The organism is Bacillus sp. FSL K6-0972 (assembly GCF_037976035.1).
Classification (GTDB): domain Bacteria; phylum Bacillota; class Bacilli; order Bacillales; family Bacillaceae; genus Bacillus; species Bacillus haynesii.
Genome location: NZ_CP150260.1, coordinates 3,580,260 through 3,595,830, shown reverse-complemented (window position 1 = coordinate 3,595,830; position 15,571 = coordinate 3,580,260). Strand labels below are relative to the sequence as shown.

Here is a 15,571-nt window from a genome sequence, read left to right as displayed (position 1 = left end):
CGGTCAAACCGTCTCTTTCGTCAGGCGATCAAGTTCGCAATAAAATAGCACGAAACAACGGTGAGCACAGCAAGAACGCCTTGTTCTGCCTTCCCGCCGGTTTTAATATAAAAGGGCAGCCGAACCTTAATGGCGGACGGAAAGAAAAGTTTGATGCCGTTTACAGTCCCGGCATCAAGGAGCAGATGGCTCGCCATTCCGGCCATCAATCCGAAAAGTATGCTCTGATCTGTAAAATATAAATGTGCCGCAAATGCCGTAATGAGCAAAAAGAGCAGGCTGTGTGTAAACGTCCTGTGCCCGAAGACAGAACTGATCACTGCTGATAAAATCGGAAGCCTTCTGCCTATCTTGCTTTTTGTATGGCAAATATCCGGAATCAATGCTCCGATAACACCAGAAGCTGTCATGAACACCGGATCATATCCGTAAAAATAAGCAGCAGCCGTACAAGAAGCGACCCCTCCCATGATGTGTGTTTTTCCTGTCATATCGCTTCTCCTTTAAGACCTATAACAATTTCCTAATGAAAACTATATCAAGAGTTCTGACGGCCTTCAAGACAGATGGTGACAACTTGTCAGCTAAAAAACCGCATTTTCTTGAGGCAATCGGCACGTTTTCATCTAAAATATGGTGTTTTCAGTTAAAAAACACCTTCCAAGGTTCTGCATAATTTTAAAATGATAAGCCAAATTAAAATTGTACCACATTTTTAAAGAGGTGATTCATTTGGGTATTTTCTTCAATAAAGATAGAGGAAATAAGGAAAAGAACCAAAACGCCGTTCGGGGGGCGCTTGAAGATGCAGGGCAAGCGCTGAAAGGAGACCCTCTGCAAGAGGCGGTCAACAAAAAGAAAAATAACCGATAAATGACAGATGGAAGGGCCCGTCTTCCATTCTTCAGAAGGCTGCCAAAAAAGGCGGCCTTTTGTCGCGGCTGACCGCTTTTTTCCATCACTTCCCTTTGACAGATTAAAATTTCTCTGGTAACCTCTTTTCAGAATATGTGATAAATCCTCACTCTTAACTCTTAGTGAGGTAGAGGTTGCGCGGATGATGAGTCGCATGTGTGAGGCTGATGGGGCCGATGATCATATGCAAAAGGCATCAGCGCCGAAGCATAAGGAAGCCATTCATTCTTTATGCTGGGTCTGCATTGAATAAGTGCAGGACTGCCGCGGTTTTTTCCCGCGGAGGGCTATCCGGAGATCAAGAGTGTATGTTTAACCAAAGCATGGACTTTTGTTCATGCTTTTTTTATTTTGAATGATCTCACGGTCTGGTCCGGCATATTTTTTATAAAATGCTCGGAGGTTATATTTTATGGAACAGACAAAAAAATGGGGCTTCTGGCTTCTTACGGCTTTTGTTGTCGGCAATATGGTCGGCTCAGGGATTTTTATGCTCCCCAGCACACTCGCTCAGACGGCAAGCCCGCTCGGCGTAACGGCGGCATGGCTGGTGACGGGTGCGGGGGTGCTGATGATCGCCCTTGTATTCGGTCATTTATCCATTCGCCGCCCGGATCTTAAAGCAGGTCCGCAAAGCTATGCAAGAGCTTTATTCTCAGACCCTAAAAAAGGGAATGCGGCAGGTTTTACAATGGTTTGGGGGTATTGGGTGGCAAGCTGGATCAGCAACGTGGCCATCATTACAAGCCTTGCAGGCTATATGACGACTTTCCTGCCGATCTTAACTGACGGACGCGAGCTGGTTGAACTCGGCGGACACTCTGTCACACTTGGCCAGACCTTGACATTTATCGTGTGTACGATTTTGTTATGGGGGACGCATTTCATCTTAGTCTCCAGCATAAATGGAGCAGGCAAGCTGAACTTTTTAGCGACTTTTTCCAAAGTGCTTGGGTTTGTCCTGTTTATTGTTGCAGGTTTATTCGTTTTTCAAACGGCATTATTCGAATCATTTTATTTTCCGATCGAATCAGAAGGCAAAAGCATAGGGCTGGGCGGACAGGTTCACAATGCGGCGATTTCAACGCTGTGGGCGTTTGTCGGCATCGAGTCTGCGGTGATTTTATCAGGGCGCGCATCATCCCAGCGCGATGTGAAACGCGCGACGATTACCGGACTGTTAATTGCGCTCGGCATTTATATGATCATCACTTTAATTACGATGGGCGTCATCCCGCACGATCAGCTCCAGGCATCAGATAAACCGTTCGTTGATGTGCTGCACGTGATCATCGGCAGCTTTGGCAGCGTGATGATGGCGGTCTTGGCAATCGTTTCTTTGTTCGGATCGATGCTCGGCTGGATTTTAATCGGCGCAGAGGTTCCGTATCAGGCGGCAAAGGCCGGTGATTTTCCTGTTTTCTTTGCGAAAACGAACAAAAAGGGAAGCCCAGTCAATTCATTGATCGTCACAAACATGATGTCGCAGATCTTTATTTTCTCAACGATTTCGGGAACGATCAGCGAGGCCTTTACGTTTTTAACAACGTCGGCGACGCTCGCTTACCTTGTGCCTTATCTCGTAGCGGCTGTTTTCAGCTTGAAGCTCATCCTCAAAGGGGAGACATACGGCGAGCTGAAAGGATCAAGAACAGGGGACGGCATTATCGCCTTGGCCGCTCTGGCGTACTCTTTATGGGTCATCGTTTCAGGCACGTCTGACTTGACCACCTTTATCTTGGGAATCGGGCTGTTTTTCGTCGGTCTTGCGATCTACCCGTTCGTCTACAAAAAGTTCAAAAATAATCAAGTGTGATAAAGCTCTTTGCCAGCCGGGTCTTTTAGCAGAAGATCGGCTGGCTTTTTGATTCCCGCCGAAAATTTTGATTAAAATTTTTGCTTAGGCCTGTTATACTATACATGAAAATGATAATCGTTATCGGTTAAAAAGATCGAAAGGAATGGCATCGAGTGAGCTCTTACAAAAACATACATCATATCAACAGCGCGGATGGCCCTGATGAAGAACAGAGACCGATCAGCCGTCCGCTCGGAGCTGTTTTTGTCCTGACCGGCGGAATCATGCTGCTCCTTTTTGGCGCCGCATTATCGATTGCGCTCGGTGCGGCTGATATAAAGCTTGGAACGGTATGGGACGCTATTTTTCATTTTGATGCGAAAAATACGGCCCATCAAATTATTCAGGAACTAAGACTGCCAAGAACGGTAAGTGCGGCTCTTGTGGGCGCCTGCCTGGCGGTTTCCGGTGCGGTGATGCAGGGGATGACGAGAAATCCTCTCGCATCGCCGGAAATTATGAGCGTCACGCACGGGTCAGCTTTCGCAATTGCTGTCGCGTTTGCTTTTTTTCCAGGAACCACATCGGTCGGGCTGATGATCTGGTCATTTGCTGGTGCAGGTCTTGGAGCGGGGCTCGTTTTTGCGATCGGAATGTTTTCAAAAGGCGGTCTTACGCCTGTAAAGCTGGCTTTGGCCGGTACGGCTGTCGGCACGTTCCTGAGCGCTCTTTCTACGGGCATCGCGATCCATTTTGATGTGGCGCGCGACGTCAGTTTTTGGTATGCCGGAGGTGTCGCCGGCACGAAATGGCTCAGCATTCAGTTGTTGATTCCGGCGGCAGCGCTCGGTTTGGCTGTCGTTTTTGTCATCGCACGCTCCATTACGGTTCTGAGTCTGGGAGAGGAGCTGGCGAAAGGGCTCGGTCAATATACGAAGACGGTTAAAGCGATCGGCATCGTGTCGGTTGTTCTGCTGACGGGTGCTGCTGTATCCGTTGCCGGGGCGATTGGTTTTATCGGATTGATCATTCCGCATATTACCCGCTTTCTGGTCGGGGTTGATTATCGCTGGATCATTCCATGCTCAGCGGTGCTTGGCGCAGTTCTTCTGATCTATGCGGATATTGCGGCAAGGCTGGTCAACCCGCCGTTTGAAACACCTGTCGGAGCAGTAACGGCGCTTGTCGGCGTACCATTCTTTCTCTATCTGGCCCGCAGGGAAAGGAGTGGACTGTAATGCTCAGGAAAAACAACAGACGGGCGGCTGCGGTGATGCTCGTCATGGCCGTGCTGACGGTCGCCGTGTTTTTATTAAGCATGAACATGGGAGAAATCCGCATCGCACCGCTTGATACATTGAAAACACTGTTCGGCTTCGGAACGCCGCAGGATGAACTTGTATTATTTGAATTCCGTTTGCCGCGCATGGTCCTCGCCATGCTGATCGGTGCGGGGGTTGCTGTCTCCGGAGCTGTCTGGCAGGGGATATCCCGGAATGATCTGGCCGATCCGGGGATATTGGGCATCAATACGGGAGCAGGTTTTGCCGTTGTGCTGTTCATCTTCTATTTTCAGGGAGACGTTGGCAACCTGCAAAAAGGATTCGTTTTTTCCCTGCCGATTTTCGCGTTTTTGGGAGCCTGTTTTGCAGTCGTTTCCATCTATTTGCTGGCGTGGAAAAAAGGCTTGAATCCCATTCGCCTCGTTCTGGTCGGCATCGGAGTGAATGCGGCGTTTTCGGCGGCCATCTTAATGCTGCAGCTTAAAATGGACCCGAATGACTTTATGCAGGCGGCTGTTTGGCTGTCAGGAAATATATGGAGTTCAAACTGGAGCTTTGTCTCGGCCGTGCTGCCATGGATCGTCGTGCTGATTCCTTTTATCCTCTATAAAGCGCGCTATTTAAACGTGCTGAATCTCGGTGATCAGCTCGCAACAGGGCTCGGAACGGCAGTTGAAAAGGAGCGGCGCACACTGCTTCTGTCAGCAGCCGCGCTGAGCGGCGCGTGTGTAGCGGCTGGAGGAAATATTACGTTTCTCGGTCTCGTGGCTCCGCATATTGCCAGAAGACTTGTCGGGCCAAAGCATCAGCTTTTAATCCCGGCTTCCGCGTTGACCGGAGCATTGCTCTTTTTACTGGCGGACTTAATCGGAAGAATGATACTGGCGCCTTCGGAAATTCCCGTAGGGCTTGTCATTGCCGCTTTAGGCGCGCCGTACTTTATCTATTTGCTCATGAAAACAAATTAAAGAAGGGAAGGGTGCAAGGTGTCTCTTTCAACAAACAACCTGGGGATCGGCTACGGCGAACAGATGATTGTCGAAAACCTAAACCTCCACATACCAAAAGGAAAAGTGACGACCATGATCGGTCCGAACGGGTGCGGCAAATCAACGATATTAAAAACGATGGCGCGCATACAGCGTTCGAGAAAGGGCGCCGTTTATTTAAACGGCAAAGCGATCCACCAAATGTCGACGAAGGATATAGCCAAACAGATGGCGATTCTTCCGCAGACGCCTGAGGCGCCAGGCGGTCTGACCGTATATGAGCTCGTTTCTTACGGCCGTTTTCCTCATCAAAAGGGAATGGGCAGGCTCTCGGCCGATGACCGCCGCATGGTTGAATGGTCTCTCGAAGTGACAGGAATGCTGCCTTTTTATGACCGGCCGATCGAAGCCCTTTCTGGGGGACAGCGCCAACGCGTCTGGATTGCGATGGCTCTTGCCCAGGAAACGGAGCTCTTGCTGCTTGACGAACCGACAACCTATTTGGACTTGGCGCACCAGCTTGAAATTCTGCAACTGCTGGAAAAGCTCAACAAAGAAGAAGGCCGAACGATTTTGATGGTTATTCACGACCTCAACCATGCCGCCCGCTTTGCCCATCATATGGTGGCGCTGAACCGCGGTGCGATTGTCAAAGAGGGCGCTCCTCATGAAGTCATGACATCAGAAGTATTAAAAAAGGTGTTTCAGATTGATGCTGAAATTATTTTAGACCCGCGCACGGGAAAGCCGGTGTGTCTGACTTACGATCTATTGAAAAAAGAAGAGGATCAGAGGCTGGCAACCGGATGACAGGCATCGGACAGATGTCTGTTTTTTTATTCCATGATTTCGTAAAGTAAAAAATCATTTCTAAAAAAGTTTATTTTTACTTTAAAATCAGAAAACGGGTGCCGATAAAGATATAATAGATGGTAAGATGAGGATATCAAAACATGATATAGACAGAAAGGAAAGAAGGATTTTGGAAAATGCGACAATTTTGATTGTGGATGACGAAGACGCCATTGTTCAAATGGTCAAGCGCGTCCTCACGAAGGAAGGATTTTCAGAAGTTCTGACCGCGAGCAGCGCAGAAGAAGCGCTCGACATCGTGAAAAAGGACACCGTACACTTAATACTTCTCGATGTCATGATGCCGGGACAGACAGGATTTGATGTATCCCCTGAAATCAGGCGGCACACCAACGCCCCGATCTTCTTTTTAACGGCGAAGACATCCGACCTCGACAAACTGTCAGGTTTTGCCTACGGGGCCGATGATTATATTACAAAACCTTTTAATCCTCTGGAATTAATCGCCAGGATTAAAGCGCATTTAAAAAGAACGTATATACATAAGGAAGTCGCAGCTGCTTCGATATCTTCAGCCTACGAATATGAACGCTTTACATTTCACCCCGACTTTGCGGAGCTGATCGTGGACGGAGAAACGGTCAGCTGCTCGGCGCAGCTGCTCCAGCTTCTCCAATATTTTTGCGATCATCCGAACAGGGTGCTTTCCAAGGACCAAATTTATGAAAAAGTGTGGGGCGTTCCATCCTACGGAGACAGCAACACCGTCATGGTACATATCAGAAAGCTAAGGGAGAAAATCGAAAAAGACCCGAGCAGTCCCGAATATATCGTCACGATTCGCGGTCTTGGATATAAGTTCGTTCCCAATCCTGGAAGAAAAGAGAGCGAAGGATGAAGCTCAGGGGTAAGCTCGTTCTCCATTTTGTCAGCCAGATTTTCCTGATTCTCGGTCTTGTCCTCGCCACTCTGCTGCTATCCTTCATCTTTTTCGCTCTCCGGTTAAGCGAGAGCGAAGCGGATACAGGCTTGGCAAAAGCCACATCAGACACGTTTGAAAGCTGGGTCAGCGTAGACGACAATAACAATTGGCAGATTGAAGATATCTTGAAATCGGCTATCGACAAACAGGGAGGATGGCTTCAAATATTAGACGGCAAAGAGAAAACCGTTTATTCCTACCGTCTTCCTTCGGAAATTCAGAGGCAGTACCACAGGGAAGACCTGGTATCAGTTTTTGACAAAAAAAGAATCAAAAAATATCAAGTCAACTTCTGGTCTGCCAATTTCAATGATGAAGACTACGTGATTTTATTCGGCTGGGAATCGAAAAGCGATACGATCCTGTCCTATTTGGATAAAGAAGAAAAGGATATGGCGGACCTTTCTTCCTATAAAAAAAGCACGCTTGATTTCATTAAGAAAAACAAAGGGTCCGTCTATCTGTTCAGCGAGAAAGGGAAAATGCTGGACTCGATCTATCAGGATATTGACTACAGCCAGGGAATCAATGAGCTGGAGCTTTTAAAATACGGATCAAAGCCATGGAACTACGAGCACGAGTTTTCATACAGGCGCTTAAGTGCGACAGAATGGCTGATCGCCGCTACGCCGAACCCGATTTTTAATCCGGATCATGAGTTCAACAGGACGATGATCGGACTCGCTTTAAAAATCGTGCTGCTCGTGATCGGCGTTCTGATCGTATTGATGTCTTCCATGACCATTTGGTATTCTTTCAGATTTGGCATGCCGATCATCCATACGATTAAATGGATCGTCAACCTTTCAAAAGGGCGATTTGAAGAACCGAGAAACCGGAAAGGCCGCCCGCAAAGCCGGAACAAAAAAGGAAAGCGAAAACAGCCGTATCGACTGTTCACAGAAGTGTTTGAATCGATGGAGCAGCTGACGGAAACGCTGAAAAAAGACGAGCAAAACCGCAAGAAAATCCAAACGACCCGGGAGGAATGGATCGCAGGGCTCTCCCATGATTTAAAAACGCCGCTTAGCACGATTTACGGCTACAGTATGATGCTGGAGTCTCCAAACTATGAGTGGTCAAAAGAAGAAATCCGCGAAATCGGCCAGGCGATGAAAGAAAAGTCGGACTACATGTCACAGCTAATCGAAGACTTGAACTTAACGTACAGGCTGAAAAATGACGCCTTGCCGATTAAACGCCAGACAGTGAGGCTTGTGCCATTTTTAAGGAGCTTCGTTGAAGAGTTTAAGCGCCATTCGTTTTCGGAAGGGTACAACGTGTCTTTTGAATACAAAGAAGAAGATACCGAGTTTGCGATAGACAGAGGCTGGTTCAGAAGAGTCTTGGAAAACCTCCTCGCCAACGCCGTCAAGCATAACAAAAAAGGCACTGACATCAAGGTGATCCTTGAAGAATCCAAGCAATATATTATTCTTAAAATTCAAGACAACGGAAGAGGCATGGACTCTGAAACCGTCTCAAATTTATTTAACCGCTACTACAGGGGAACGCATACAAAAGATGCGACAGAAGGAAGCGGTCTCGGCCTTGCCATTTCTTTGGAACTTGTCCATCTGCACGACGGCTGCATCGCAGTTGACAGCCGGACAGGCCGCGGGACGGAAATTACGATGGAATTTAAGAAAAACCCTAAAGCCGCCAAATAAGCGGTAAGAAAAAGAAGAAGCCGAAGGCAGTTGCCTTTAGGCTTCTTTTATGTTGAGAAAATAATGGAAAAGAAGGCGCGGTTAGTATAAAATAAGATTAAATGTTAACGTTCACATTATATTGCAAACAAAATTGTTAACGTTCACATTTATAAAAAAAGAAAGGTGGAGATTCTGTGAAGCCGTTTTTGAATGACGATTTTCTTTTAACGAATGAAACGTCGAAAGTGTTGTACCACCATTATGCAAAAGGGATGCCGATCATCGACTACCACTGCCACTTGAGTCCGAAGGAGATTTACGAAAACAAAACGTTTAAAAACCTGACCGAAGCATGGTTGTACGGCGATCATTACAAATGGAGAGCAATGCGGGCCAATGGAATATCCGAAGAGTTTATTACAGGAGATGCGTCAGATGAAGAGAAATTCAGCGCCTGGGCAAGAACGGTTCCGATGACGATTGGAAACCCGCTCTATCATTGGACCCATTTGGAGCTGAGTAGGTTTTTCGGCATCGATGAACGGCTTGATGAAAAGAGCGCGCCGCATATTTGGGAACGGGTTAACGAACAGCTGGCCGGAGAAGGATTCGGCGCCAGAGACTTAATCGAAAAATCAAACGTTGAAACGGTTGTCACGACAGATGACCCGGCAGACAGTCTTGAATATCATGTAAAGTTGAAAGATGAAGGCTTTAATGTAAGCGTTTTACCCGGATTTAGGCCAGACAAGGCGCTGGAAATCAATCAAGAAGGCTTTGCCTCCTGGGTGAGCAAGCTTGAAACAGCAAGCGGCATGAAGATAGCAAATTATGACGATTTTTTGAAAGCGCTTAAAAACAGAATTGACTTTTTCCATGAAGCAGGCGGACGGATATCGGATCATGCCATTAATCAAATGATGTACACGGAAACAGATGAAAGCGAAGTGCACCCGATTTTTGCAAAGGTGATGAACGGGGAAAGCGCCTCGCCTGAGGAAGAGTGCAAATTCAAATCCTTTACCCTGAACTTTTTGGGAACATGCTATGCAGAGAAGGGCTGGGCGATGCAGCTCCACATTAACGCCCTCCGCAACAACAGCAGCAAAATGTACCGGAAGCTCGGGCCTGATACGGGATATGATGCGATTAATGATCAGGACATCGCAAAGCCTTTGTGCAGCTTCCTCGATTCTCTTGACCGAAAAGATGCGCTGCCAAAAACGATCTTGTATTCTTTAAATCCGCGAGACAATGTCGTGATTTCAAGCCTTTGCGGAAGCTTCCAGGACGGCCGGATACCGGGGAAAATCCAGCACGGTACCGCCTGGTGGTTCAACGATACGAAAGACGGCATGCTCGAACAGATGAAATCGCTCGCCAACATCGGACTATTGAGCCGTTTTATCGGTATGCTGACTGATTCGCGCAGCTTTCTTTCCTACACAAGACACGAATATTTCAGGCGCCTGCTCTGCGATGTCATCGGCACATGGGTTGAAAACGGCGAAGCACCGGATGATATCGAGCTGCTGGGCCGGATCGTCAAAGGGATCTGCTACGAAAATGCAAAACACTATTTCCAGTTTGAAGTGAAAGATCGTTTGAAAGCTTAGAATCACAAAATGGCTAGCAGAGGAGCTGCTTTTTCATGGAAATATCGACGAACAAACAAACCGAAACAGTCGCCGTCACTCAAGAGAAATTAAGTTTAAAAGAAAAGGTTTCTTACGGTTTTGGAGATTTTGGGAACGGATTTATGTTTGACCTTGGACAGCTCTATCTTCTGAAGTTTTTTACGGATGTTGCCGGCATTCCGGCGGCGGCAGCCGGAGGCATTTTTCTTGTGAGCAAACTTTTTGCCGCTTTTGTCGATCCGATTGTGGGAACATCGATCGACTACAGGAAGAATATCGGCCCGAAAGGTAAATTCAGGCCGTATCTGCTATACGGAAGCTTTGTGCTCGCGATTTTGACGATATTGACCTTCATTTCGCCGAATCTGTCACCGACGGGCAAACTCATATACGCTTATGCGTCATACATGCTTTGGGGTCTCGGCTATTCCTTTGTCAACATCCCTTACGGCTCGCTCGGGGCGGCCATGACGCAAAACTCGGTGGAACGAACTTCACTTGCTTCCTTTCGACAGGCCGGCTCACTGGGCGCCCTGTTTGTGACGAGCATCGTTGTCATCCCGATGATTGTCAGGTTTGACAACCCTGCGGTTGCTTATCCGGTCGTCATGGGACTGATGTCTTTTCTAGGTGTGTTGTTTTTCTACATTTGCTACAGGAACTGTCAGGAACGGATTGTCGTAAAAGATGAGAAGTACAAACAGGAAAAAGTGACATTCAAAGCGATATCAAAGACGTTTTTTACGAACAAACCGCTCCTTACGCTTATATTCATGACAATTTTCACGATTTCAGCCTATAACCTTAAATCCGCGATGCTGATTTACTTCGCGCAGTATAACCTCGGCAACGCCGAACTGATGGCTTACATGAATTTTATCATCATCGGCTCATCCTTTATCGGCGTCATCATGCTGCCGAAGCTCGTGAAGCTGTTCGGGAAAAAGCATACCGCCATTTTGGGGCTCGCGGTTTCCGTCTGTGCTGATCTGATTAATTTTTTCGTGCCGGGCAATGTCTTTGTTTTTACGATTCTCGCAAGCATCGCCTTTATCGGCATCAGCATTCCGAACGGAATCACCTGGGCATTCGTATCAGATGCGATCGATTACGGCGAGTGGAGAACAGGGGAACGGAAAGAAGGAACGGTATATTCGCTGTTTAACTTCTCGAGAAAGCTGGCTCAGTCGCTCTCCGGCTTCCTGTCAGGGATCGGTCTCAGCATCATCGGCTATGTGCCGAATGCGGCCCAAAAAGCGGGGACGCTGCTCGGCATTAAAGCGATTCTCCTTTTGTATCCGGCAGCGGCGCTGACGGCGGCCATTCTCGTTCTCGGCTATCTGTACCGTTTGACAGACCAGAAGCACGCCGAAATGATCGCGGAAATCGAAGCGAGATCATAGCGGAATTTCACTTTCTAAAAAGCGCTTTTGATATGGTAAACTGATGGTAACAACAGCAGGAAAAGGCGGGTAAAAAAACAATGTCAGTAACGATTAAAGATATCGCCAGGCTGGCGAATGTATCGCACACCACAGTATCCAGAGCGCTGAACAACAGTCCGCTAATAAAAGAGAACACGAAAAAGAAAATACTCGACATCGCAGCCGAAATGAATTATAAACCGAATTTTAATGCGAAAAGCCTTGTCACGCAAAAGTCTTTTACGATCGGCCTGTTTTTAACAAGCCTGACAGACGGGACGTCTTCCAGTTTCTTTGCAGACATCCTGCGCGGCGTCAACAAGGTGATCGATGAAAACTATAATATGGTTGTCAGAGGGATCGACGATTATCATGATTTGTCATCCATTCACCGCAACCGCTATGACGGCATGATTTTAATCAGCCAAAGCGAACAGGATCAGGCTTTTATTGAGCATGTCCTCAAACAGAATATTCCGGTCGTCGTGCTGAACAGAAAAATCGAAGGGCACTCCGTCGTCAATATTTTGGCGAATGAACACGAGGGCGCTTTCCTCGCTGCTTCATACTTGATTAAAAACGGCCACAGACGGATCGCCATGGTGCAGGGGAAAGAAGGTTTTAAATCCTCTCAAGAAAGGAAAGGAGGATTTCTTCGCGCGCTTCGCGACTCTAACCTTGACATGCCCGGCGAATACCTCGTTCAAGGCGATTATACGATGCAAAGCGGTTTTCGCGCGGCTGAAACGCTGCTAAAGCTGAAGAACCCTCCGACAGCCCTGTTTTGCGCCAACGATGATATGGCGATCGGCGCGATGAACGCCCTTTATGCAAACGGGAAACGCTGTCCTGACGATATGTCGATTATCGGCTTTGACGATAGCGGATTTTCGGCGTATACGACACCGTCATTGACGACGGTAAAAAAGCCGACGGAAAAAATCAGCATGCTTGGTGCGGACAGCCTGTTGTCACTGATCGAAAACCCGCAGGCAGAAGGCAGGCAGACGCTGATCAGCACGGAGCTGATCATTCGCAATTCAGTTAAACATCTATAGCATCATTTTTGATGCGCTGCAAAATGTGAACGTGTGCAAAAATGAGGAGGGATTGAAATGGAGAGGCTGTCCAAACGGATAAGGTCTAAGCCGAGCCGCCCCGAAAGGATTTTGCAAATCGGGGAAGGAAACTTTATGAGGGGGTTTATTGACTGGCAGATTCATAGATTGAATGAAGAAACCGATTTTAACGGCAGCGCCGTCGTTGTGCCTCCGCGCCGCGGTTCTGTAACGGCCTTTCAAGAACAGGATGGACTTTACACGCTTTATCTTGAAGGTTTCCGGGAAGGGCGGGAGGTTCGCGATTCTGCTGTCATTACATCAATCAGCAGAGTCGTTAGCAGCTATGAGCACTATAATGAATTTATAGAGCTGGCCGATCTGCCGGATTTGCGGTTTGTATTTTCAAATACGACAGAGGCCGGCATCATTTATATCGAGGAAGACCGGCTGTCCGATCGTCCGCAGAAAAGCTATCCAGGGAAGCTGACTGCACTGTTATACAGACGATACCTGACTTTTCAGGGAAGCAGGGAAAAAGGGCTGGTGATCCTCCCGTGTGAGCTGCTTGAAGATAACGGGAAAAAACTGAAAGACATTGTGCTGCGCTATACAAACGCGTGGGCGCTTGAACAAGGGTTCATCGATTGGCTTGAAGAGGCAAACGTGTTTTGCAATACGCTTGTGGACAGGATCGTACCGGGCTTCCCGAAAGAAAACGCACACCGGCTTGAAGAGGCGGCCGGCTATCACGATTCCTTGATGGTGACGGCGGAGCCGTATCATTTGTTCGTGATTGAAGGGCCGAAATGGCTGCGAGACGAGCTCCCGCTTCATGAGGCGGGCCTGAATGTCGAGTTTGTCAAAGATGTGACGCCGTACAGGGTGAGAAAAGTGAGAATCTTAAACGGCGCCCATACCGCGATGACGCCGGTCGCTTATTTAGCAGGTCTTGAGACGGTTCGTGAAGCAGCTGAAGACGAGCTTATCGGATCATTTGTGAAAGAGCTGATCCAGCGGGAGGTACTCGAGACGATCGATATGCCCGGCAGTGAGCTTGACGCCTATGTGGAAGAGATTCTCGACCGCTTTAAAAACCCGTTTATCCGTCACAAGCTTATCGATATTTCCTTAAATTCCTTTGCAAAATTCAAAGTCAGAAATTTGCCCGTCTTAATGGAATATGCGGAACGAACAGGCAAACTTCCGGCTCGAACCGTATTTGCTTTAAGCGCTTTAATTTATTTTTATCAAGGAAGACGGGAAGATGAGGCCATACCGCTGTCTGACGACGATGAGGTGCTGGCTTTCCTCAAACGGCTCTGGACAGAAGAGACAGACGTTTCGAACATCGCATTCCATGTTCTCGGGTTTGAAAAAGTGTGGGGGCAAAACCTGAACGACATGCCCGGATTGACGGACAAGACGGCTGAATATTTAAGGGACATGAAACAAACGGGAATGAGGAAGGCACTGAAAAAAATGATGAACAGCCAAATGGCTGAGCTGGGGGACATGTGATGAAAGACTGCTTGATGATCAATCCTCAAGATAATGTCGGCATTGCGTTAAGAGAATTGCAGACCGGTGAAACGATCTCTGTCGGAGAACGGACCATCGTGATCAAGGAACCGATTTTGAAAGGCCATAAGTTTGCTTTAAAAGACATCGTTGAAAATGAAGACGTCATCAAATACGGCTTTCCGATCGGGCACGCCACTGAAATGATTCAGACGGGAGAGTGGGTGCACACGAAAAATGTGAAAACGAATTTGGGCGGTGTCGAAGAGTACAGCTACAAGCCGAAGTTTACGGAAAACCGCTATCAAAAAGAACCGCTCACATTTAAAGGCTTTAAACGAAAAAACGGAAAAACGGGGATTAGAAACGAGCTATGGATCGTGCCGACCGTCGGCTGTGTAAATGGCATTGCAGAGCTGATCATCAAAGAATTTAAGGCTGAGGTCGGCTCCATCGCCCCTTTTGAAAGCGTTCACGTATTAAAGCATCAGTACGGCTGTTCACAGCTTGGCGACGATCATATCAACACGAGAACGATTTTGGCGAATGCCGTCAAACACCCGAATGCAGGCGGTGTCCTTGTGCTGGGACTCGGCTGTGAAAACAACAGCATTCACGAATTCCGCGAAGCGCTCGGCGATTACGATCACAGCCGGGTCAAGTTTCTGCTTTCCCAAGAGGTATCAGACGAAGTCACGGAAGGCGTCAAACTGTTGAAAGAAATTTATGAGCATGCAAAAGGTGACCGGCGGGAAGATGTTCCGCTTTCTGAACTGACAATCGGTTTGAAGTGTGGCGGATCTGATGGATTTTCCGGCATTACCGCGAATCCGCTGCTCGGCCGGCTCTCCGATTTTCTGATCGCCCAAGGGGGAACGGCGGTTTTGACAGAAGTGCCTGAAATGTTTGGGGCGGAAACGCTTTTGATGGAACGAGCTGAAAATGAGGAAGTGTTTCATAAAATCGTCCGCTTAATCAACGATTTTAAACAATACTTTATCGATCACAAGCAGCCCGTCTATGAAAACCCGTCTCCGGGCAACAAAGCGGGCGGCATTACGACATTGGAGGATAAATCGCTCGGCTGTACACAAAAAGCCGGCACCTCAAAGGTGACGGATGTCCTTGAATACGGGGATGTTTTGAAAAAGAAAGGGCTGAACCTGCTGAGTGCTCCGGGAAATGACCTTGTTGCTTCATCCGCACTGGCTGCTGCAGGGTGTCAAATCGTTCTATTTACGACAGGTCGGGGCACACCTTTTGGCACCTTTGTGCCGACGATGAAAATTTCGACAAATACAGCGATTTATGAGGCGAAGCGCCATTGGATCGATTTTAATGCGGGAAGGGTGCTCGAAGACCGATCAGAAGATGACGTTTTGAAGGAGCTGACAGCATATTTGATCGAAGTCGCGGGCGGCAGGCAGCTGAACAATGAGATAAACGATTTCAGGGAGCTTGCGATATTTAAAACAGGCGTCACATTGTAAAGGGGGAGG

13 protein-coding genes and 1 riboswitch are annotated in these 15,571 nt (G+C 47.8%); of the genes, 12 read left to right on the top strand and 1 reads right to left on the bottom strand.

Features of this window, described 5'->3' with window-relative positions; translation table 11 throughout:
• Positions 1-20: 20 nt before the first annotated feature.
• The gene (locus MKX80_RS18395; protein ID WP_268343139.1) at positions 21-491 is read right to left on the bottom strand and encodes a metal-dependent hydrolase; all 471 of its coding nucleotides are present in this window, start codon (positions 489-491) and stop codon (positions 21-23) included.
• A gap of 241 nt (positions 492-732) precedes the next feature.
• Here MKX80_RS18395 and sspJ point away from each other — a divergent pair, with 241 nt between their 5' ends.
• The 12 genes from sspJ (at position 733) to MKX80_RS18335 (ending at position 15,562) form a co-directional block, all read left to right on the top strand.
• The gene (gene sspJ / locus MKX80_RS18390; protein WP_154995228.1) at positions 733-873 is read left to right on the top strand and encodes a small acid-soluble spore protein SspJ; all 141 of its coding nucleotides are present in this window, start codon (positions 733-735) and stop codon (positions 871-873) included.
• Between the two features lie 162 nt (positions 874-1,035).
• Positions 1,036-1,213, top strand: a riboswitch (Lysine riboswitch).
• A gap of 114 nt (positions 1,214-1,327) precedes the next feature.
• Complete coding sequence (locus MKX80_RS18385) at positions 1,328-2,731, top strand: amino acid permease (RefSeq protein WP_268310676.1); 1,404 nt, start codon at positions 1,328-1,330, stop codon at positions 2,729-2,731.
• A 155-nt stretch (positions 2,732-2,886) separates the two neighbouring features.
• Positions 2,887-3,951, top strand: a complete 1,065-nt coding sequence (locus tag MKX80_RS18380) for an iron ABC transporter permease (RefSeq protein WP_154995224.1) — start codon at positions 2,887-2,889, stop codon at positions 3,949-3,951.
• Positions 3,951-4,964, top strand: coding sequence for an iron ABC transporter permease (locus tag MKX80_RS18375; protein ID WP_154995222.1), 1,014 nt, complete (start codon positions 3,951-3,953; stop codon positions 4,962-4,964). Before MKX80_RS18380 ends, MKX80_RS18375 begins: the two co-directional genes overlap by 1 nt.
• 63 nt (positions 4,965-5,027) lie before the next feature.
• Entirely contained in the window at positions 5,028-5,795 is a 768-nt protein-coding gene (locus MKX80_RS18370) for an ABC transporter ATP-binding protein (RefSeq protein WP_216930193.1), read from the top strand.
• Between the two features lie 172 nt (positions 5,796-5,967).
• Positions 5,968-6,696, top strand: a complete 729-nt coding sequence (locus tag MKX80_RS18365) for a response regulator transcription factor (RefSeq protein WP_154995220.1) — start codon at positions 5,968-5,970, stop codon at positions 6,694-6,696.
• On the top strand, positions 6,693-8,450 hold the full coding sequence (locus MKX80_RS18360; RefSeq protein WP_154995218.1) for a HAMP domain-containing sensor histidine kinase: 1,758 nt from the start codon (positions 6,693-6,695) through the stop codon (positions 8,448-8,450). The genes MKX80_RS18365 and MKX80_RS18360 overlap by 4 nt, the downstream gene beginning before the upstream one ends.
• A 176-nt stretch (positions 8,451-8,626) precedes the next feature.
• Complete coding sequence (gene uxaC, locus MKX80_RS18355; protein WP_182070072.1) at positions 8,627-10,048, top strand: glucuronate isomerase; 1,422 nt, start codon at positions 8,627-8,629, stop codon at positions 10,046-10,048.
• Positions 10,049-10,083: 35 nt separating this feature from the next.
• A complete protein-coding gene (locus MKX80_RS18350) occupies positions 10,084-11,472 on the top strand; it encodes a glycoside-pentoside-hexuronide (GPH):cation symporter (protein WP_154995214.1) in 1,389 nt (462 codons plus the stop codon).
• 80 nt (positions 11,473-11,552) lie between these two features.
• Positions 11,553-12,551 carry a LacI family DNA-binding transcriptional regulator gene (locus MKX80_RS18345; RefSeq protein ID WP_154995212.1) on the top strand — a complete coding sequence of 333 codons (999 nt, stop codon included), beginning with the start codon at positions 11,553-11,555 and terminating at the stop codon, positions 12,549-12,551.
• A gap of 57 nt (positions 12,552-12,608) precedes the next feature.
• Complete coding sequence (locus MKX80_RS18340) at positions 12,609-14,072, top strand: tagaturonate reductase (RefSeq protein WP_154995210.1); 1,464 nt, start codon at positions 12,609-12,611, stop codon at positions 14,070-14,072.
• Positions 14,072-15,562, top strand: coding sequence for an altronate dehydratase family protein (locus tag MKX80_RS18335; RefSeq protein WP_154995208.1), 1,491 nt, complete (start codon positions 14,072-14,074; stop codon positions 15,560-15,562). Before MKX80_RS18340 ends, MKX80_RS18335 begins: the two co-directional genes overlap by 1 nt.
• The last annotated feature ends 9 nt before the right edge of the window (positions 15,563-15,571 follow it).

What these genes read in the sequence shown, in the direction of transcription:
- MKX80_RS18395 (WP_268343139.1), bottom strand. Translation starts at nt 491, where the DNA reads ATGACAGGAAAAACACACATCATGGGAGGGGTCGCTTCTTGTACGGCT.
- MKX80_RS18385 (WP_268310676.1), top strand. Translation starts at nt 1,328, where the DNA reads ATGGAACAGACAAAAAAATGGGGCTTCTGGCTTCTTACGGCTTTTGTT.
- MKX80_RS18375 (WP_154995222.1), top strand. Translation starts at nt 3,951, where the DNA reads ATGCTCAGGAAAAACAACAGACGGGCGGCTGCGGTGATGCTCGTCATG.
- MKX80_RS18370 (WP_216930193.1), top strand. Translation starts at nt 5,028, where the DNA reads ATGATTGTCGAAAACCTAAACCTCCACATACCAAAAGGAAAAGTGACG.
- MKX80_RS18360 (WP_154995218.1), top strand. Translation starts at nt 6,693, where the DNA reads ATGAAGCTCAGGGGTAAGCTCGTTCTCCATTTTGTCAGCCAGATTTTC.
- MKX80_RS18350 (WP_154995214.1), top strand. Translation starts at nt 10,084, where the DNA reads ATGGAAATATCGACGAACAAACAAACCGAAACAGTCGCCGTCACTCAA.
- MKX80_RS18345 (WP_154995212.1), top strand. Translation starts at nt 11,553, where the DNA reads ATGTCAGTAACGATTAAAGATATCGCCAGGCTGGCGAATGTATCGCAC.
- MKX80_RS18340 (WP_154995210.1), top strand. Translation starts at nt 12,609, where the DNA reads ATGGAGAGGCTGTCCAAACGGATAAGGTCTAAGCCGAGCCGCCCCGAA.
- MKX80_RS18335 (WP_154995208.1), top strand. Translation starts at nt 14,072, where the DNA reads ATGAAAGACTGCTTGATGATCAATCCTCAAGATAATGTCGGCATTGCG.